Origin of the sequence: Saccharothrix sp. CCNWYY140 (assembly GCF_037401995.1) — a bacterium.
Taxonomy (GTDB): domain Bacteria; phylum Actinomycetota; class Actinomycetes; order Mycobacteriales; family Pseudonocardiaceae; genus Actinosynnema.
Genome location: NZ_JBBEGC010000145.1, coordinates 1 through 17,029 on the forward strand (window position 1 = coordinate 1; position 17,029 = coordinate 17,029).

The 17,029-nt window shown below is 71.2% G+C and carries 18 protein-coding genes; 9 read left to right on the forward strand and 9 right to left on the reverse strand.

The window, feature by feature from the left end:
- The first annotated feature begins 481 nt into the window (after window positions 1-481).
- Window positions 482-1,000 (forward strand): SigE family RNA polymerase sigma factor, encoded by a 519-nt coding sequence (locus tag WBN91_RS34655; protein WP_337726653.1) that lies wholly within the window; start codon window positions 482-484, stop codon window positions 998-1,000.
- Window positions 990-1,988 (forward strand): hypothetical protein, encoded by a 999-nt coding sequence (locus tag WBN91_RS34660; protein ID WP_337726652.1) that lies wholly within the window; start codon window positions 990-992, stop codon window positions 1,986-1,988. Before WBN91_RS34655 ends, WBN91_RS34660 begins: the two co-directional genes overlap by 11 nt.
- Window positions 1,989-2,003: 15 nt before the next feature.
- On the opposite strand, the gene pcp is transcribed toward WBN91_RS34660, so the two are convergent.
- A complete protein-coding gene (gene pcp, locus WBN91_RS34665) occupies window positions 2,004-2,633 on the reverse strand; it encodes a pyroglutamyl-peptidase I (protein WP_337726651.1) in 630 nt (209 codons plus the stop codon).
- A gap of 35 nt (window positions 2,634-2,668) precedes the next feature.
- On the opposite strand from pcp, the gene WBN91_RS34670 reads away from it, so the two are divergent.
- Entirely contained in the window at window positions 2,669-3,679 is a 1,011-nt protein-coding gene (locus tag WBN91_RS34670; protein ID WP_337726650.1) for an endonuclease/exonuclease/phosphatase family protein, read from the forward strand.
- On the opposite strand, the gene WBN91_RS34675 is transcribed toward WBN91_RS34670, so the two are convergent.
- From WBN91_RS34675 to WBN91_RS34685, 3 genes are read right to left on the reverse strand one after another with little or no spacing between them, the layout of a single operon-like run.
- Window positions 3,651-4,463: an SIR2 family NAD-dependent protein deacylase gene (locus WBN91_RS34675; protein WP_337726649.1), complete on the reverse strand. Its 813-nt coding sequence runs from the start codon at window positions 4,461-4,463 to the stop codon at window positions 3,651-3,653. The genes WBN91_RS34670 and WBN91_RS34675 overlap by 29 nt on opposite strands.
- A complete protein-coding gene (locus tag WBN91_RS34680) occupies window positions 4,456-4,767 on the reverse strand; it encodes an antibiotic biosynthesis monooxygenase family protein (RefSeq protein ID WP_337726648.1) in 312 nt (103 codons plus the stop codon). Before WBN91_RS34680 ends, WBN91_RS34675 begins: the two co-directional genes overlap by 8 nt.
- Before the next feature lie 17 nt (window positions 4,768-4,784).
- A complete protein-coding gene (locus WBN91_RS34685) occupies window positions 4,785-6,257 on the reverse strand; it encodes a M1 family metallopeptidase (RefSeq protein WP_337726647.1) in 1,473 nt (490 codons plus the stop codon).
- Window positions 6,258-6,274: 17 nt separating this feature from the next.
- Between WBN91_RS34685 and WBN91_RS34690 the strand changes: the two genes are divergently transcribed.
- Complete coding sequence (locus WBN91_RS34690) at window positions 6,275-7,018, forward strand: alpha/beta fold hydrolase (RefSeq protein ID WP_337726646.1); 744 nt, start codon at window positions 6,275-6,277, stop codon at window positions 7,016-7,018.
- Here the strand turns inward: WBN91_RS34690 and WBN91_RS34695 are convergent.
- Complete coding sequence (locus tag WBN91_RS34695; RefSeq protein ID WP_337726645.1) at window positions 6,967-7,476, reverse strand: 2'-5' RNA ligase family protein; 510 nt, start codon at window positions 7,474-7,476, stop codon at window positions 6,967-6,969. The genes WBN91_RS34690 and WBN91_RS34695 overlap by 52 nt on opposite strands.
- Window position 7,477: 1 nt before the next feature.
- Complete coding sequence (locus tag WBN91_RS34700; RefSeq protein ID WP_337726644.1) at window positions 7,478-8,347, reverse strand: A/G-specific adenine glycosylase; 870 nt, start codon at window positions 8,345-8,347, stop codon at window positions 7,478-7,480.
- Between the two features lie 31 nt (window positions 8,348-8,378).
- Here WBN91_RS34700 and WBN91_RS34705 point away from each other — a divergent pair, with 31 nt between their 5' ends.
- Window positions 8,379-9,980 (forward strand): caspase, EACC1-associated type, encoded by a 1,602-nt coding sequence (locus tag WBN91_RS34705; RefSeq protein WP_337726643.1) that lies wholly within the window; start codon window positions 8,379-8,381, stop codon window positions 9,978-9,980.
- Here the strand turns inward: WBN91_RS34705 and WBN91_RS34710 are convergent.
- On the reverse strand, window positions 9,977-10,468 hold the full coding sequence (locus WBN91_RS34710) for a beta-class carbonic anhydrase (RefSeq protein WP_337726642.1): 492 nt from the start codon (window positions 10,466-10,468) through the stop codon (window positions 9,977-9,979). The genes WBN91_RS34705 and WBN91_RS34710 overlap by 4 nt on opposite strands.
- Before the next feature lie 138 nt (window positions 10,469-10,606).
- Here WBN91_RS34710 and WBN91_RS34715 point away from each other — a divergent pair, with 138 nt between their 5' ends.
- Window positions 10,607-11,269 (forward strand): hypothetical protein, encoded by a 663-nt coding sequence (locus tag WBN91_RS34715; protein ID WP_337726641.1) that lies wholly within the window; start codon window positions 10,607-10,609, stop codon window positions 11,267-11,269.
- 13 nt (window positions 11,270-11,282) lie between these two features.
- On the opposite strand, the gene WBN91_RS34720 is transcribed toward WBN91_RS34715, so the two are convergent.
- Window positions 11,283-12,386 carry a LacI family DNA-binding transcriptional regulator gene (locus WBN91_RS34720; protein WP_337726640.1) on the reverse strand — a complete coding sequence of 368 codons (1,104 nt, stop codon included), beginning with the start codon at window positions 12,384-12,386 and terminating at the stop codon, window positions 11,283-11,285.
- 107 nt (window positions 12,387-12,493) lie between these two features.
- Entirely contained in the window at window positions 12,494-13,543 is a 1,050-nt protein-coding gene (locus WBN91_RS34725) for a LacI family DNA-binding transcriptional regulator (RefSeq protein ID WP_337726639.1), read from the reverse strand.
- A gap of 233 nt (window positions 13,544-13,776) precedes the next feature.
- On the opposite strand from WBN91_RS34725, the gene WBN91_RS34730 reads away from it, so the two are divergent.
- The 3 genes from WBN91_RS34730 to WBN91_RS34740 all read left to right on the forward strand — a co-directional run bounded on the left by WBN91_RS34730 (window position 13,777) and on the right by WBN91_RS34740 (window position 16,927).
- Complete coding sequence (locus WBN91_RS34730; RefSeq protein ID WP_337726638.1) at window positions 13,777-15,036, forward strand: extracellular solute-binding protein; 1,260 nt, start codon at window positions 13,777-13,779, stop codon at window positions 15,034-15,036.
- A gap of 80 nt (window positions 15,037-15,116) precedes the next feature.
- Complete coding sequence (locus WBN91_RS34735; RefSeq protein WP_443217848.1) at window positions 15,117-16,034, forward strand: carbohydrate ABC transporter permease; 918 nt, start codon at window positions 15,117-15,119, stop codon at window positions 16,032-16,034.
- Window positions 16,034-16,927 (forward strand): sugar ABC transporter permease, encoded by an 894-nt coding sequence (locus WBN91_RS34740; RefSeq protein ID WP_337726637.1) that lies wholly within the window; start codon window positions 16,034-16,036, stop codon window positions 16,925-16,927. Before WBN91_RS34735 ends, WBN91_RS34740 begins: the two co-directional genes overlap by 1 nt.
- Window positions 16,928-17,029 lie beyond the last annotated feature (102 nt).

Below are 17,029 nucleotides of genomic sequence, written 5' to 3' on the forward strand. Positions count from 1 at the left end.
GAGGATTTCCCGGGCATCAGCCGGCGCAGGATCCAGCTCGACAACCTTGTCCCGCCCCCGCGCCCCCCGCCCCAACCGGACCTCCTGCCGCCGGACCCCACCCGCGCCCGCCCCCGCCCGCCGCGCCCGCCCGCCCTCGCCTCGCCCGCCGCGCTCGCGATGGCCCCGCCGGCCTGCCACCCGCGTTCGTCCGGCCGCCGCACTATCCCCGCCCCTGCACGTCGGCCGCCGCCCGTCGCTTCCCTGCCGGCGGTCAGGGTGGGTGCCCGCCTGCCGGTGTCGCCTGCTTGGGTTCGCCTGCCGGGTTCGCTGGCCGGGTCCGCCTGCCCATCCGGCGAGCGCATCCGGCCTGCGCGTGCTGTGCGGGCACCTGCGGGGCACCTCGTCCCCTGGCCGCCGACCAGGCGGGGCGGTTCGGCGTGCAACCTGGCTGGGGCTGACGGCGTTCTTACCCCGTCCAAGATCTTCAGGAGGAATGCCGGTGGCCGGTTTCGATGGGGACTTCGCCGATTTCTACTCGGCGCGGTTCGACGCGGCGCGGCGTACTGCGTATGCGTTGTGCGGTGACTGGCTCCAGGCGGAGGAGTTGGCGCAGGGGAGTTTTGTTCGGCTGTACGCGAAGTGGCCGCGGGTGGCTGGGGGGAACGCGGAGGGGTACTTGCGGACCACCCTTGTCCGGCTCTTCCTCGACACCAGGCGGCGGGGGCGGGCCAAGGAGCACCTGGTGGCCGAGGCGCCTGAGCGGGCGGAGTACCCGAGGGATTTGGGTCGGGTTGACGAGCAGCAGTCGTTGTTGGCGGCGTTGCAGCGCGTGCCGCCTCGGCAGCGGGCGACGCTCGTGTTGCGGATCGTCCACGACCTGCCTGTCGAGCAGGTCGCGCAGGTGCTGCGGTGTTCGGCGGGCACCGTCAAAAGTCAGTTGTCACGAGGGATCCAGGCGTTGCGGGCGGCGTACCGCGAGGCCGGCACACCGGAGCGGAGCGTGCGAGATGTGGGATGAGGACGAGCTCGGGGCCGCGTTGCGGGGTGAGCTGGCGCAGCAGAACCCCCCGACGCCCCACGGCGACCTGCGTGACGCCGTCTCTCGTGGTCGGCGGCGGCGTCGGCGGCACCAGTTCGGGGCTGCGATGGCGGCGGTGGTCGCGGTTGCCGGGGTGGCGACGGTGGTTGTCGGCGCGGGAGCGGTGACTTCCGGTGGGCAGGACGGAGGGCAGGACGTCGCCGCGAGCGGGACGTCTTCGACCGGGGCGAACGCCGGCGAAGTGTCGTGGCCGCGGGCGGGTCTGTCGGAGCGGTCGCCGAACACCACGTGGACCCCTGCGCCGACCGCACGACCGCCGGCGGGCTGGCCGACCGGGCCGGTGCCCAGGTGCGAGGTGCCCGACACCACCGACCGCGACCTGGACAGCGTCCGGCTCGACCTGTCGGCGCTGCAAGAACGGGTCCGGGAGACCCTGATCGAGGTGAAGGGGGTGCCGCCGGTCGCCAGCACCACGATCCCGCCGGGCAGCAGTTCGGTGCCGTTGCCCGATGGCGTGGGCCTGCTGGTGGAGAAGAGGCTGCCGCCCACCGGGTCGGACGCCAGCGAATCGTTCACCTACACCGTCGACGTGGCCGACGCGGGCGGCACGGGCAGCGTGGAGCTCACCTTCGGCCGGTTCACCGGTGATCCGCTGGCCGCGGCGGACGCGCAGGCGTTCGACACGGGCAACTGCCGGCCACCGAAGCGGCACGTGCTGGCGGACGGGACCGTGTTGCAGGTCTACGACGTGGTGCCGAGCGACCCGTTCGCGTCGCAGAACCAGACCCTGCGGATCTACCGGCCGGACGGGCGGCTGCACTCGCTGTCGGTGCGGAACTTCGGCAGTCCGGACTTCACCACCAACCGGCAGGACACCGGGAACCCGCACCGGGTCGGGGCCGGCCGGCCGACGCTGCCGCTGACGGAAGCGCAACTCGCCGAACTGGGCCTGGGCCTGGTGGGTTGACCCAGGACGCGGGGGTCAGTGGAGGGTGCCGGCGGTGGTGGGGAGGTCGGTCGGCGTGGTCAGGGTGGTCGTGATGATCAACTCCAGAGCCCTGGCCACGGTGGCGATCGGCAGGGACGGCAGGTCACCGTGGCCCTGTTCCGGGGCGTGGGGCACGTGGACGAACCCGGCACGAGTTCCCGGGCGGTCGGTGGCCACGAGGTGCATCAACCCGTAGAACACGTGGTTGCACACGAAGGTCCCCGCGGTGTGGGAGACGGCCGCTGGGATCGCCGCCTCCCGCAGCGCGGCCACCGCCGCCTTCACCGGCAGGGTGGTGAAGTACGCGGCCGGCCCGCCGGGGACCACCGGCTGGTCGATGGGCTGGGCGCCCGAGTTGTCGGGGATCCGCGCGTCGTCCACGTTGATCGCCACGCGTTCCGGGGTGACGGCGCCGCGCCCTCCCGCCTGACCCACGCAGATCACCACGTCGGGCTCGTGCTCGGCGACCAGCGCGCGCAGCACCGACAGGGACGTCCCGAAGGAGCACGGCAGTTCGGCGGTCACCAGCTCGTAACCGCTCGGGACGACCTGGCGGACCGCGTCCCACGACGGGTTGGTCCGGTCGCCGCCGAAAGGTTCGAAGCCCGTCAGCACAACTCTCACCCGAGCAGCCTAGATCGGCGGGCACACTGGAGTCCGTGGTCGACATCCGGGAACGGGACAGAGGACGCGACAGCGAACAAGGCGGGAGGACTCGGCGCAAGCGCAAGAGCGTCACGTTCCTGCTGGTCCTCGCCGCCACGGCCTTCCTCGCCGCCGCCGCGCTCCGGCTGCTCGGCATCGACGGCACCCGCTACATGATCGCCACCACGGCCCTGACCCCGTACTTCACGGCCGCCGGGGTGCTGCTGGCCGCCCTCGCGCTCGTGCTGCGCCGCTGGGCGGTCGGCACGGTGGTGCTGCTGGTCGCGTTGGTGCTGGTCGCGGCGGTCGCGCCGCGCGCCTTCCCGGACCCGCGGCCCAACGGGGTCGGGTTCACCGTGCGGGTCATGGCGGCGAACCTGCTCGTCGGCGTCGCCGACGCCGAGGCCGTCGTCCGGACCGTCCGCGAGCACCAGGTCGACGTGCTCAGCCTCCAGGAACTGACCCCCGCGATGGTCGCCGACCTCGACCGCGCCGGCCTCCCGGACGTCCTGCCGCACCGGGTCTTCCACGCCGCGCCGGGCGCCTCGGGCGCGGGTATCGCCTCGCGGTTCCCCCTCACCGCCCGCACCCTCGCCGCCCCGAGCAGCCTGGGCCAGGCGGGCGCTCTGGTGGACCTCCCGGGCGAGGACATGGAGGTCGTCTCCGTGCACCCCATGCCGCCGGTCGTCACCGAAGGCCCCGACCAGTGGCAGCGGGACATGGCGGGACTGCCCGCGCCCGACCACAACGGCCTGGTCCGCGTCCTCGCCGGCGACTTCAACGCGACCCTCGACCACGTCGGCCTGCGCCGCCTGCTCAACCAGGGTTACGTGGACGCCGCCGACCAGGTCGGCAAGGGCCTGGACATGACGTGGCCGTCCGAAGGGGGCCTGTGGCCGCCGCCGGTCGCGATCGACCACGTCCTGGTGGACGGGCGCTGCCCGGTGGAGGACTTCGAGGTGGTCGACATCCCCGGTTCCGACCACCGCGCGGTGATCACCCGGTTCGTCGTCCCAGGTCGGTGAGGTCGGCCAACGCCGACAGCGCCTCCAGCGCGCCCATGCGCAGCGACACCCCGCGCCCGTGCCGCACCTCCGGCTCGCGCGGGTTGATCCTGATCAGCGCCCCGGACGCGGCACTGGCCAGCTCCGCCTGCCGCCGCACGGTGGGCACGGCCAGCCCCGCGCCGATCTCCAGCACGACCAGGTTCCGCACACCCCGCCGCCACTCGGTCAGCGCGTCCAACTGCCGCTGACTCCGGTGGGGCACCCACGCCCAGTCGCCGAACATCAGGATGTTGGGCCGCGCCAGCCCACCGCAGTTGCGGCACGACGGCAGCGAAGAAGCGCGCATGGTCTCCGGGTCCACCTCGACCACCACGTCGTCGGCCGGCCACACGTCGTCCGTGCACGGCTCGACGCACTGCAAGTGGTGGATGGACCCGTGCACCTCGGCGACGTCCGACAGCCCGGCCCGCTGGAACTGCCCGTCCACGTTCGACGTGAACACCCGCGCGCCCCACTCCCGCAGCACCGTGAACCCGGCGTGCGGCACCGTCCGCCGGTACAGGTCGAGCCGGTGCCCGTAGAAGCCCCACGCGAGCGCGGGGTCCTCCACGAAGTGCACCGGGTCGGCCAGCTCGACGAACTTCAGCCCGAGCCGCTCGTAGGGCGGGTAGGCCTGCCAGAACCCGTGGTCGCCGCGGAAGTCGGGCAGGCCGGAGTCCACCCCCATGCCCGCCCCCGCGCACACCAGCACGGCCTCGGCGGACGCGATCAGCTCCGCGGCCTGGTGGAGAGCGTCAGTCACGCTGGGGTTCGGAGCTCATCACCACTTCGAACTCCAGCAGGTCCGAGCCCGTCCCCACCGGCTTGGCGCGCTCACCGGAGTGCGCCTCGCGGGCGCCGCTGCCCAGCCAGTTCTTGAAGTCCTCGTCGGTCTCCCAGTGGGTGACGACGAAGTACCGGGTGTCACCGGCCACCGGGCGCAGCAGTTGGAAGCCGAGGAAGCCGGGCGACGAGTCGACCGCGCCCAGTCGCGCGGCGAACCGCTTCTCCAGCTCCGGGCCGGAACCGTCGGGCACGTGGATCGCGTTGATCTTCACAACCGCCATGCCACCGACGGTAGCAGTCAGCGGCGCAGGGAGCCCGGGTACAGCACGTCGTCGGACGACGGCAGTTCGGCGCCGCGGAACCACGCCGCGAAGAACCCGTCCAGGTCCTGCCCCGACACCTGCTCGACGTGCGCCTCGAACTCCGGCCACGACGCGTTCCCGTCGCGGTGCTTGGCGGTCCACGTCTGCAACGCCTTGTAGAAGGACTCGTCGCCGACCTGGCGGCGCAGGGCGTGCACGGCGAGCTGACCCTTGTCGTACACGCCGCGGAACTCGTTGCCCCGGCCCATGTCGTAGAGCTTGCGGTTCCAGTAGGCCTCGCGGTCGCGGGTGCGGTCGACCTCCGAGCGGAACCGGGCGTCCAGGTCCATGCCCTCCTTGCCCTCCTCCCACAGCCACTGGGCGTAGCTGGCGAAGCACTCGTTGAGGCAGATGTCCGACCACGACCGCAGCGACACCGAGTCGCCGAACCACATGTGCGCGTTCTCGTGGACGATCGTGTCGAGGTCGGCCCACTGGGCGTAGATGGGCCGGGTCTGGGTCTCCAGCGAGAACCCGATGTTGTCGGCGATGAAGATCCCGCCCGCCGCCTGGAACGGGTACGGCCCGAACTTCGCGGACAGGAAGTCCAGCACCTCCGGCAGCCGCCGGTGGGCCCCGCGGGCGTCCAGCGCGCCCGGCGCGTACGCGCTCACCACGGGCGTCCCGTCGGCCAGCGTGGACCGGTCGAGCGTCCACTTGTCGATCGCCACCGTGGCCAGGTAGGTCGCCATCGGCTGCGGGGCGTTCCAGCGGAACGTCGTCCACCCGGCCTCCTGGGTCGTGCCTTCCTCGACGCCGTTGGACACCGCCGACCACCCGTCCGGCACGCGCGCGGCGAGCTTGAACGCGGCCTTGTCGCGCGGGGTGTCGTTGGCGGGGAACCACGTGGTCGCGGAGTGCGGCTGGCCCGCCGCGAACGCGCCGCCGGACGACGAGACCTGCCAGCCACTGCGGCCCAGCGCCCGATCCTCGACCACGGTCGGCTCGCCCGCGTAGCTCACGGTCGCCACGAACCGCTGGTCGCGGCGCAGCGGCTGGGCGGGGGTGATGACCAGCTCGTGGTCGCCCTCCCGCGTGAACTCGGCCTTCTGGTCGTCGACGGTCACGTCGGAGACCTCCAGTTGGTGGAGGTCGAGGTTGAACCGGCTCAGGTCGGCCGTGGCCACGGCCGTGATCCGCGCCTTCCCGTCGAGGTGCCGGGTGGCCGGGTCGTAGCTGATGGCGATGTCGTAGCCGGAGACGTCGTAGCCGGTGTTGCCGTCCTTCGGGTAGTACGGGTCGCCCGCGCCGTCCCCGCCGACCTCGTTGACGACCGGGGGAGTGCTCGTCGGCGGCACCGCCACGGGCCGGCCGGTCTCCGCGGGTGTCTTGGCGACCAGCACCCCGACGACCGCCAGCACCAGCGCGGCGACGAGCAGGTAAGGGCGGACCTTGGGGCTCAGTGCCATGCCGACATGATGCACGCATGAGCGTTGCGGAGTTCGGCGGATCGGGACGCGGGATACTGCTGCTGCACGGTCTGATGAGCCGCGCGTCGACGTGGTGGACGGTCGCGCAGTGGCTCAAGCCCTACGGCCGCGTGGTCGCCACCGACGCCCGCGGTCACGGACGCAACCCGCAGAAGGGTCCTTACCGGACCGAGGACTTCGTCGCCGACGCCGCCGCCGTGATCGAACGCCTCGACCTCGCGCCGGCCGTCGTCATCGGGCACTCGATGGGCGGCCTGCACGCGTGGGCGCTCGCTGCTACCCGCCCGGACCTGGTGGCCGGCGTGGTCGCGGAGGACGTGGTGCCGGACAACACCGGCCGCACGGTGGACGAGTGGCGCTGGTACTTCGACTCGTGGCCGGTGTTCCAGTCCCTGGCGCACGTGAAGTCGGTCGTCCAGGTGCCGCGGGTGGAGGAGATGTTCGAGGAACGCGCGGACGGCTGGCACCTGATCGCGGACCTCGACGACCTGTACGAGATCGCGGCCGAGTGGGGCGAGCGGTCTTACTGGGACTTCGTGGACGCCATCCGCTGCCCGACGCTGACCATCGAGGCCGGTCGCGGCGGGCTGCGGCCCGGCCAGATGGCGGAGGTGGCGCGGCGCACCGGCGGGCACCACCTGGTCGTGCCCGAGTCGGGGCACGTGGTGCACGACGAGGCGCCGGAGGTCTACCGGGGCGCGGTGGAGGCCTTCCTGAGCGGGTCGATCACGCCGGTCTGAGTGTCCACAATGGACATTTCGCGGACCTTGGCGCGGATCGTCCCCACCGGGTGCACGGCGGCGAACGCCTTCACCAAGGCCTCGTCGTCCATACCGTGGGCGAGCGTGCAATGGGGGACCCAGTTGCCCGGCAGGTAGTAGGCGTACGGGTCCTTCACGCGGCCCGCCAGCACGTCGTGGATCGCCGAGTGCACCGCCAGCAGTTCGCCGTCCACGACCGCGCCCAGCTGGAGCACGTTCTCGGTGGTGGCGAAGACGCCCAGGGTGTGCAGGTACAGGTCGGGCAGCCACAGCCGGGACAGGTCCTCGCGCAGCTCGGCCCGCACCTTCGGCCCGATCGTGCCCGCGATGGCGAAGGTCAGGTGCGGCGGGTACTCGAAGGTCGACCCGATCCGCCGCCACAGCTCCCGGACCTTCGCGTCCGCCTCGTCGTCGAAGAACACCACCAGCGCGTGCACGTCAGTGCTCCCCGGGCAGGGCGAAGAGTCCGTCCGCGGTCTGCTCGACCAGGCCGTCCACGAGCAGGGAGTCCAGGCACCGGTCCCGCTGTCCGGCGTCGGCCCACACCACGTCCAGCCGGACCTTCTCCACCGGCTCGGTTGTGCCGCGCAGGACGTCCAGCAGCAGCCCGCGCACCTGCCGGTCCGTGCCCGCGAACTTCTGCACCGCCTTGGCGGGACCGTCGTAGGCGGGTCGGCCGTTGAGCTGCCACGCGCACGTCTCGAACACCGGGCAGTCCGCGCAGCGCGGGGACCGGGCCGTGCAGACGATCGCGCCCAACTCCATCAGGGCCGCCGAGAACACGGCCGCGTCGTCCTCGGGCAGCAGGACTTCGACGTCCTTCATGTCCTTGGTGGTCGACGGCGGCCCGGCGTCCCCGGCCCCGTGCACCGCCCGCGCGACGACCCGCCGCACGTTCGTGTCGACCACCGGCGCCCGCTGCCCGTAGGCGAACGCCGCCACCGCCCGCGCGGTGTACGCGCCGATGCCGGGCAGCGCCAGGAGGGTGTCCACGTCGTCGGGCACGACGTCGTCGTGGTCGGCGGCGATGGCCTGGGCGGCGGCGTGCAGGCGCAGCGCCCGCCGCGGGTACCCGAGCTTCCCCCACGCCCGCAGCACCTCGCCCTGCGAGGCCTCGGCCATCGCGGAGGGCTTGGGCCACCGCTCCAGCCACTCGTGCCAGACCGGCTCGACCCGGGCGACCGGCGTCTGCTGCAACATGATCTCGCTGACCAGCACACCCCAGGCGGTGCGGTCGGGCCGCCGCCAGGGCAGGTCGCGGGCGGTGTCGGCGAACCAGTCGATGAGGGTCTGCGCGTCCAGGCTCATAGCGGGCGCCAGTGTTCCAGAATCGGTTGCTGTGAGTCGATTAGCGCTCTTGGTCGCGGTCTCCAGCTACGAGGACCCGACGTTCCGCCAACTGCGGGCACCCGGCGCGGACGCGGAGGCCTTGGCGTCCGTGCTCGCCGATCCCGACATCGGCGGCTACCAGGTCGAGCTGCTGCACAACGCGACCGCGCCGGTGGTCAACCGCTCGATCGAGGCGCTGTTCAAGCAGGCGGGCTTCGACGACCAGGTGCTGCTGTACTTCTCCGGCCACGGCATCAAGGACGAGCGCGGCGAACTGCACCTGGCGGTGAGCGACAGCGAGGCCGACCTGCTGGGTTCCACCGCGGTACCCGCCCGCTTCGTCCGCGACCGCGTCGACCGCTCCCGCTGCCGCCAGGTGCTGGTGCTGCTGGACTGCTGCTACGCGGGCGCGTTCCCGGCCGGCTCCCGGCACCGGGCCGGCGACCGGGTCGACGTGGTGGGCGACCTGGGTGGGCGGGGCTGCGCGGTGATGACGTCGTCCTCGGCGCTGGAGTACTCGTTCGAGCCGGGCGGCGACCCGGTCGGCGGTGCGGCGCGGTCGGCGTTCACGGCCGCGTTGGTCGCCGGGCTGTCGACCGGCGCCGCCGACCTCGACGGCGACGGGTTGGTCGACGTGGAGGAGCTGTACGACTTCGTCTTCCAGCGCGTCCAATCGGTCGCGCCCGACCAGACGCCGGCGCTCAAGTCCGAGGTCGAGGGCACGCTGTACGTCGCGCGCAACCCGTTGGGCGGCCGGGCGGGGTTCCTCGGGCTGCCTCCGGAGGTGGTGCAGGCGCTGCGCAACCCGCTGCCCGCCGTGCGGCTGGCCGTCGTGGACCACCTCGTGCGGTTGAGCCGCGATCCGGACGTGCGGGTGGCCTCACCCGCGCGCAAGGCGCTGGCCGTGCTCGCCGACGACGCCGACCCGCAGGTCGCCGTGGCGGCCCGACCGGCCACCGCGGTGGGTGCGGAGTCCGCCGCGGTGCTGGTGGCCGTCGCCCGCCGGACGCGTGGGCTGGTAGAACGTCAGCTGGCCGTCTTGGACGAGGTGGCGCGGGCCGGGAGTGACGAACAGTGGCGTGCGGCTGTCGCGCGGGTCGACCACTACGCGGTCCGGCTGCGGCGGGACGCGGACAACCTGCTCGTCGTCGCGGGCGTGGACACGGCGGTCGGGCACCGGCCCGCGACGGCGCTGGCCGACCTTCTGGACCGGGCGCTGCGGGAGGTGGACGGGGGCCGGGTGCGTGTCGAGGAGGTCGCGGAAGTGGTGGTGCGGGGCCGGGCCGTGGCGGACCTGACGCACCTGGTGGTCGAGCTGCTGGAGAACGCGATCACCTTCTCGCCGCCCGGCGCGGTGGTGCTGCTGGGCGCGCGGCGCCGGGACTGCGGGGTGACGATCACCGTGCTCGACCGGGGGCCCGGCGTGTCGGCGCTCGCCGCCGAGCGGTTCGGGCGGGCCGGCACCGGTCGGGTCGACCTCGATCGGATGGGGTTCGAGGTGGTGGCCAGGCTGGCCGGACGGCACGGGCTCGGGGTGGCCGTGTCCACGATGGTGGACGTCGACAGCGGCGCGCTGGCCACCGTCGACGTCCCCCCCGAACTCCTGGCCTAGACGACCTCGGTCAGCTGACCGGTGTGCACGTCGTAGACGAACCCGCGCACGTTGTCCCGGTGCGGCACGAAGGGGCTGTGGCGGAGGCGGTTCATGGAGTTGCGGACGCTGTCCTTGACCTCCTTGAAGGCCTCGACCGACCACGTCGGGCGCATGCCGGCGTCCCGCTCCAGCTCGTCCTTGAACTCGTCCTCGGTGACCAGCTCCAGGCCGCAGTTGGTGTGGTGGACCAGGATCACCTCGCGGGTGCCCAGCTTGCGCTGGGACAGCGCCAGCGACCTGAGCATGTCATCGGTCACCACGCCGCCCGCGTTGCGCAGGACGTGGGCCTCACCCTGCTTCAACCCGAAGATCTCGAACACGCGGATGCGCGAGTCCATGCAGGTCAGGATGGCCACCTGGAGCGAGGGCTTGGGCGATGAGCGGTCGCCGGGGACGGCGTTGCCCAGCTCGGCGTTGCGGCGCAGCAGCTCGTCGATCGACGTCATGGTCCACCTCCGTTGGTCCCTCGGATTGGAACGCGTGTCCCGCATGCCGGCAAGTGAATCGGGTGTGAATCACGTTCACCGCATCGGGTTACCTCGGCTTCCGCCGACATTCGCGGGTCCGGGGCTACGTTCGATCTTGTGATCGACCCCGCAGGCCCGCTCCCGCCGAAGGTGTACCGGCGGCGGCGCGCGCTGGCCGCCGGTGGCGCGGTGGTGGCGCTCGTGCTGGTCGTCTGGCTGGTCGGCGCGCTGATCGGGCGCGGCGACCCGGTGCCCCCGCCGGTCGCGGCGGGTTCGTCCAGCCCGCCGCCGCAGGCCGAGACCCCGGTGCCGGCGTCCTCGTCGTCCACGACCCCGCCGCCACCGCCGCCGCCCGCTCCCGAACCGCCCAAGCCGCCGCCGGGTCCGCCGCAGCCGTGCGACGACGCCCATATCAGCGTCAAGGCGCAGGTGGAGAAGGCCGCCTACCCGGTGGGGGAGCAGGTCGGGTTCACGATCCTGGTGTCCAACACCGGTCCGCTGCCGTGCACGAAGGAGATCGGGCGCGCGGTCCGGGAACTCGTCGTCACCTCGGCCGACGGCGCCGCCCGCCTGTGGTCGAGCAACGACTGCTTCACCACCGACGGGTCCGAGGTGCGGGTCATGCAGCCCGGAGAGGTGTTCGACTTCGGCATCAAGTGGCGCGGGACCACGTCGGAGCCGGGCTGCGCGAAGCACACCCGGCTCGGGCCGGGGGACTACCTGCTCACCGCGAAGGTGGCCGGCAAGGCCAGTGACCCGGTCGTGTTCCGGATGACCTGACCGGCCGCACCCCTCACGGGCCGAACCAGCGCTCCTCCACGACCCCGCGCGGCGAGGCCGCCGTGGAGCCCAGGACGAGTTCGGTGGACAGCGTGACCGACCGCGGCCGGGACCGCTCCGCGGAGTCGAGCAGCAGCTTGCCCGCCGCGCGGCCCTTCTCCAGCACCGGCTGGCGGACCGTGGTCAGGCCGGCCTGCTCGGCCTCGCGGATGCCGTCGAACCCGGTGACGGTCAGGTCGTGCGGCACGTTGAGACCCCGCTTGCGGGCCTCGCCCAGCGCGCCCAGCGCGAGGATGTCGGACGTGCAGATCAGCGCGGTGATCTGCGGGTCGCGGTCGAGCACCTGGGCCGCCGCCGACGCGCCGGAGGCGATGGTGTGGTCGAACCTCTCCACCACCGGCACGTGCGCCCAGTCCACGCCGACCTCGCCGAACGCCTCGGCGATGCCGGCCAGGCGGGCCCGCTGCACGTGGAAGTGCGCGGACCGCTGGCGCTCCTGCGTCACGTAGCCGTCGTTGCGGTCGCGGGCCAGGCGCATGCAGACCACGCCGATCCGGCGGTGTCCCAACGCGATCAGGTGCCGGGCGAGGGCGTTCATGGCGGCGTGGTCGTCGATGCCCACGCGGTCGACGTTGTCCAGGTCGGGCTGGTCGCACACCACGGTCGGCACCGGGCGCTCCAGCACGGCGGCCAGGTGCGGGTCGTCGTCGGGCACGGAGTAGACGACGAAGCCGTCCACGCCGGCGCGGTGCACCGCCGCCACGTCCTCGCGTTCGGGGTTCGCCGGCACCAGCATCAGGCCCGTGCCGGCGTCCTCACAGGCCAGGGCCAAGCCTTCCAGGAACCCGATCGCCGCCGGGTCGCGGAACGCGTAGGAGAGGTTCTCGGTGAGCAGCAGGCCCACCGCCCCCGCCTTGCGCGTGCGCAGGGAACGGGCCACGGGGTCGGGCCCCGGGTACCCGAGTCGTCTCGCTGTCTCCAACACCCGGCGTCGCAGCTCCGGCGAGAGCTGGTCGGGACGGTTGTACGCGTTGGACACCGTTGTCCGGGAAACACCCAGCTCAGCCGCCAGTGAGGCGAGCGTCGCGGGGCGTCGCACATGCATCGACCGCGCCATGAAGTGACCGTAACGGTTCAGAACCAATTACAGAAGTGGGGGTGACCACCGTCCCTGCAAAAAGTCATCTGTGCAGGTAGGACTACGTTGTTTCGCAAAACATTGGTCTAAACCAATTGGGGCGGCGCGGTCGTCTCCCGCACGACCAGACGGGGGCGGAAAACCCGCGTGTAATTGCCCGGCGGGCGCCTGCGCCGATCGGGGTCCAGCCGGTGCACCAACTCGTCCACCGCCGCCGCCGCCATCTCCTCGATCGGCTGCGCCAGGGTCGTCAGCGACGGCAGGCAGTAGGCCGCCAGCGGGATGTCGTCGAAGCCCACCACCGACAGGTCCTCCGGCACCCGCAACCCGCGCCGGTGCGCCTCCCGCAGCACGCCGATCGCCATGTGGTCGGACGAGCAGATCACCGCCGTGGGCCGCACGGTGTCCAGCAGCGCCGCCACCGCCTCCGCGCCGCCCTCCGGCCCGAACGGCCCGTGCGCCACGAACTCCGCGCCCGCCGGCAGCCCGTCCTCCTCCAGCGCCGCCGCCCACCCGGCCCGCTTCAACCGCGACGGCAGCGACCGCGCCGGTCCGGACACGAACCCGACCCGCCGGTGCCCCAGCTCCACCAGGTGCCGGGTCGCCGCGTAGCCCGCGTGCTGCTCGTCCACGGTCACGTCCGGCACGTCCAGCGACGGCGTGGCGCCGTTCAGGAACACCATCTGCACGCCGTCGTCCAGCAGCTTCGCGTAGTAGCTCGGGCGCGGCGCCTGACCCAGCGGCACCTCGACGTTGGTGATCTCCGGCGACACGAACACCATGCCCTCGACACCCCGGGCGAGCAGCATCCGGACGTACTCCTCCTCGCCCATCGCCGCCGCGCCGGTCGCCCGGGTGTTGCACAGCAGCGACGAGTACCCCAGCCGCGCCGCCCGCACCTCCAGCGCCTCCGCGAAGGCCGGGAAGACCGGGTTGGACAGCTCCGGGACCAGCAGCCCGATGACCCCGGTGCGCTGCAACGCGCCCACGCCGCGCGGCGTGTAGGGCATCTCCGCCAGCACGGCCAGCACCCGCTGGCGCGTCTCGTCGTTCACCCCGGGCCGCCGGTTGAGCACCCGGCTCACCGTCGACATGCTCACGCCGGCCGCCCTGGCGATCTCGGACAGACCGGACACCACGCCTCCTCGGGGATGAGATCCACATGTTGCGGGCAGCAGCCTGCCCTTCACCGCAAAAGTTTGCAACGTCTTCACCGCGTTTCGCCCACCCGGACGCCTCCGTTACGGCTTGGTTACGTCTTGCCCCTTGACCGAGCAGTACTCGGGGGTATGAAATCCGCGGCAACAATTTCGCAAGTTCTTGCAGAACCCTCGTCGCGACGAGGCCAGCAGGAGGGACGACAGCAACGATGCGACGTACCACCCTCGTGACCGCCGTGGCCGCAGGCATCGCCGGCGCCCTCACCCTCACCGCCTGTGGCGGAGGTGGCGGCAGCTCGTCCGCGGACAGCGGCGAGGTGACGTTCTGGGACACCAGCGGCCCCAACGAGAGCCCCGTGTTCGCCAAGATCGCGCAGGACTGCGCGACCAAGGGCGGCTACAAGGTCAAGACCGAGACGGTCGCCTTCGACCAGGCGCTGAACAACTACAAGACCGCCGCGCAGGGCGGCCAGGGCCCCGACGTGTTCCGCGCCGAGGTCGCCTGGGTGCCGCAGCTGGCGAAGCTCAGCTACGTCATGGACCTGTCCGGCACCGACCTGGCCAAGGACACGTCCGACTTCCTGGAGACCCCGCTGGGCTCCACCAAGTACGACGGCAAGACCTACGGCGTCCCGCAGGTCACCGACAGCCTGGCGCTGTTCTACAACAAGAAGAAGCTGGCCGACGCCGGCGTGCAGCCCCCGAAGACGTGGGACGAGGTCAAGGCCGCCGCCGCGAAGCTCGGCGGTGAGAAGACGATCTTCATCAACAACGACGCCTACTACGCGCTGCCGTTCATCTACGGCGCCGGCGGCGACCTGGTGGACGCCGACGCGAAGAAGATCGTCGTCAACTCCGCGGAGAACGTGAAGGCCCTGGAGACCGCGAAGGGCCTGCTGGACGCGAAGGCCGCCTCGACGGCCCTCGACCCGGCCAACTCCTACAACAACATGCAGGCCGCCTTCTCCGGCGGCGAGGTCGCGATGGTGATCAACGGCCCGTGGTCGGTCGCCGACTACCTCAAGGGCACCGCGTTCGCCGACAAGACCAACCTCGGCATCGCGCCGGTGCCGGGCGAGACGGCCGGCAAGGGCTCCGCCCCGGTCGGCGGCCACGACTACGTCATCCGCCAGGGCACCAAGGCCAAGGACAGCTCGCAGAAGCTCATCGCGTGCATGAGCAGCACCGAGTCCCAGGTCCAGGTGGCCAAGGAGCTGGGCCTGCTGCCGACCCGCAAGAGCGCCTACGACAACGCGGACGTGAAGGCCAACCCGATCGTCTCCGCCTTCCAGCCGGTCGCCACCGCCGCCCACGCCCGCCCGTGGATCCCGGAGGGCGGCCAGCTGTTCGACCCGCTGAAGATCGCCTACGCGGACGTGCTGGCCGGCAAGAAGGACCCGAAGACCGCCCTGGACGAGGTCGCCAAGGCCTACAAGGACCAGGTCGTCACCGAGTACTCCATCGGCTGACCGCTCTCTGTGCCGCGCGCCTTCCCCGAGGGCGCGCGGCACACTTCTCCGACCACCCCACCCGACTCAAGGAGGCGACAGTGCGCAGGTTCCTGGACCGGCACTGGTACGCGTACGCGATGGTGCTGCCGGTGGTGGTGGTCATCGCCGTGCTCGTGCTGCTCCCCCTCGCCCAAGGCGTGTTCTTCACCTTCACGAACATCAACGAAGGCAACATCGCCAACCCGGTGCTCGACCGAGCCGCCACGTACGCCGTCGTGGGACTGGACAACTACCTGAACGTCCTGTCCGGCGACCCCAGCTACGGCTCGTTCTGGTCCACCCTGGTCCGGACGTTGATCTGGACCTTCGGCTGCGTGTTCTTCCACTACACGACCGGCCTGGTCCTGGCCCTGCTGCTGAACCGCCAGGTGCGCGGCCGGACTGTGTACCGGGTGCTGCTGATCCTGCCGTGGGCGGTGCCCGCGTTCATCAGCGCGTTCGCGTGGAAGTACATGTTCAACGCGCAGTACGGGATCATCAACCAGTTCCTGCGGGCCATCGGTTTGCCGGACCCGGTGTGGCTCGGCCAGTCCGACTGGGCGCTGGTGGCCGTGATGATCGTGAACATCTGGCTGGGCGTGCCGTTCATGATGGTGGCGTTGTTGGGTGGCCTCCAGGCGATCCCCGGTGACCTGTACGAAGCCGCCGAGGTGGACGGCGCTTCGGCGTGGCAGCGCTTCCGGCACGTCACGCTGCCCGGCTTGCAGTCGGTGTCCAGCACCGTGGTGCTGCTGGGCATCATCTGGACGTTCAACATGTTCGCCGTGATCTACCTGATCACCGGCCCGAACCCGAACACGCGGATCCTCGTGACCTACGCGTTCGAGCGCTTCTTCTCGGGCGCGTCCCGCGACTACGCGGTGGCCTCGACGTACGGCGTGCTGATCCTGTCCGTCCTGCTCGTGTTCGCGAGCGTCTACCGGCGCGCTCTGCGCAAGCAAGGCGAGGTGTGGTGATGACGGTCGAAGCCGCTTCCTTGAAAGCCGTTCCCGCGCGTAAGACCCTCAAGCGGACCGAACGGTCTATTGGTGCCAGCATCGGTTTGCACGCGGCTCTGATCATCGCGTCGCTGATCGCCGTGTTCCCGGTGTTCTGGGTGCTCGTCACGTCGTTCAAGCCTGACGCGCGGGCCGTGGAGACCACGCCGAAGTTGGTCAACGAGTCCAGTGTGGACAACTACGTGCGGATCTTGTCCGGGGAGAAGGGCAACTTCCTGGCGTGGTTCGGCAACTCTGTGCTGATCGCCTTGATGACTACGGTGATCGCGGTGTTCCTGTCCGCTACCACGGGGTATGCGGCGTCCCGGTTCCGTTTTCCGGGGAAGCGGTCGCTGATGTTGTCGTTCCTGGTCGTGCAGATGTTCCCGTTCGCGGTGTTGATCGTGCCGTTGTACAACATCTTGTTGAACTTGGGGATCCAGGGGACGAGCATCGGGTTGGTGTTGGTGTACTGCACCACGGCGGTGCCGTTCTGCACGTACATGTTGAAGGGGTACTTCGACACCATCCCGACGGATATTGACGAGGCCGGGCGGGTGGACGGGCTGTCGCCGTTCGGGGTGTTTTGGCGGTTGGTGCTGCCGTTGGCGCGTCCTGGGTTGGCTGTGACGGCGTTTTATGCCTTTTTGACTGCTTGGGGTGAGGTGGCGTTCGCTTCGGCGTTCTTGTCGGCGGCGGATGAGTCGAAGACCTTGGCGGTGGGGTTGCAGGTGTTCGTCCAACAGAACCGGACCGAGTGGGGGCACTTGGCGGCTGCTTCGATCCTGGTGGCTGTTCCGGCTATTGTGGTGTTTTATCTGGTGCAGCGGTTCTTGGTTACTGGGTTGTCGTCGGGCGCGGTCAAGGGTTAAGTCTCCGCGTCGCTGCGGAGCTTTTCCGCGCGCAGCGCGGTTGTTCGCGCGCGGAGCGCGCGGTAGGTGTTACCTACAAGTGGAGGGCCTCGGTTCCCCCAC

Excerpts from the sequence above, each read along its gene's own strand:
- WBN91_RS34660 (WP_337726652.1), top strand. The coding sequence starts at position 990 with ATGTGGGATGAGGACGAGCTCGGGGCCGCGTTGCGGGGTGAGCTGGCG.
- WBN91_RS34680 (WP_337726648.1), bottom strand. The coding sequence starts at position 4,767 with ATGGCGGTTGTGAAGATCAACGCGATCCACGTGCCCGACGGTTCCGGC.
- WBN91_RS34685 (WP_337726647.1), bottom strand. The coding sequence starts at position 6,257 with ATGGCACTGAGCCCCAAGGTCCGCCCTTACCTGCTCGTCGCCGCGCTG.
- WBN91_RS34690 (WP_337726646.1), top strand. The coding sequence starts at position 6,275 with ATGAGCGTTGCGGAGTTCGGCGGATCGGGACGCGGGATACTGCTGCTG.
- WBN91_RS34700 (WP_337726644.1), bottom strand. The coding sequence starts at position 8,347 with ATGAGCCTGGACGCGCAGACCCTCATCGACTGGTTCGCCGACACCGCC.
- WBN91_RS34710 (WP_337726642.1), bottom strand. The coding sequence starts at position 10,468 with ATGACGTCGATCGACGAGCTGCTGCGCCGCAACGCCGAGCTGGGCAAC.
- WBN91_RS34720 (WP_337726640.1), bottom strand. The coding sequence starts at position 12,386 with ATGGCGCGGTCGATGCATGTGCGACGCCCCGCGACGCTCGCCTCACTG.
- WBN91_RS34730 (WP_337726638.1), top strand. The coding sequence starts at position 13,777 with ATGCGACGTACCACCCTCGTGACCGCCGTGGCCGCAGGCATCGCCGGC.
- WBN91_RS34740 (WP_337726637.1), top strand. The coding sequence starts at position 16,034 with ATGACGGTCGAAGCCGCTTCCTTGAAAGCCGTTCCCGCGCGTAAGACC.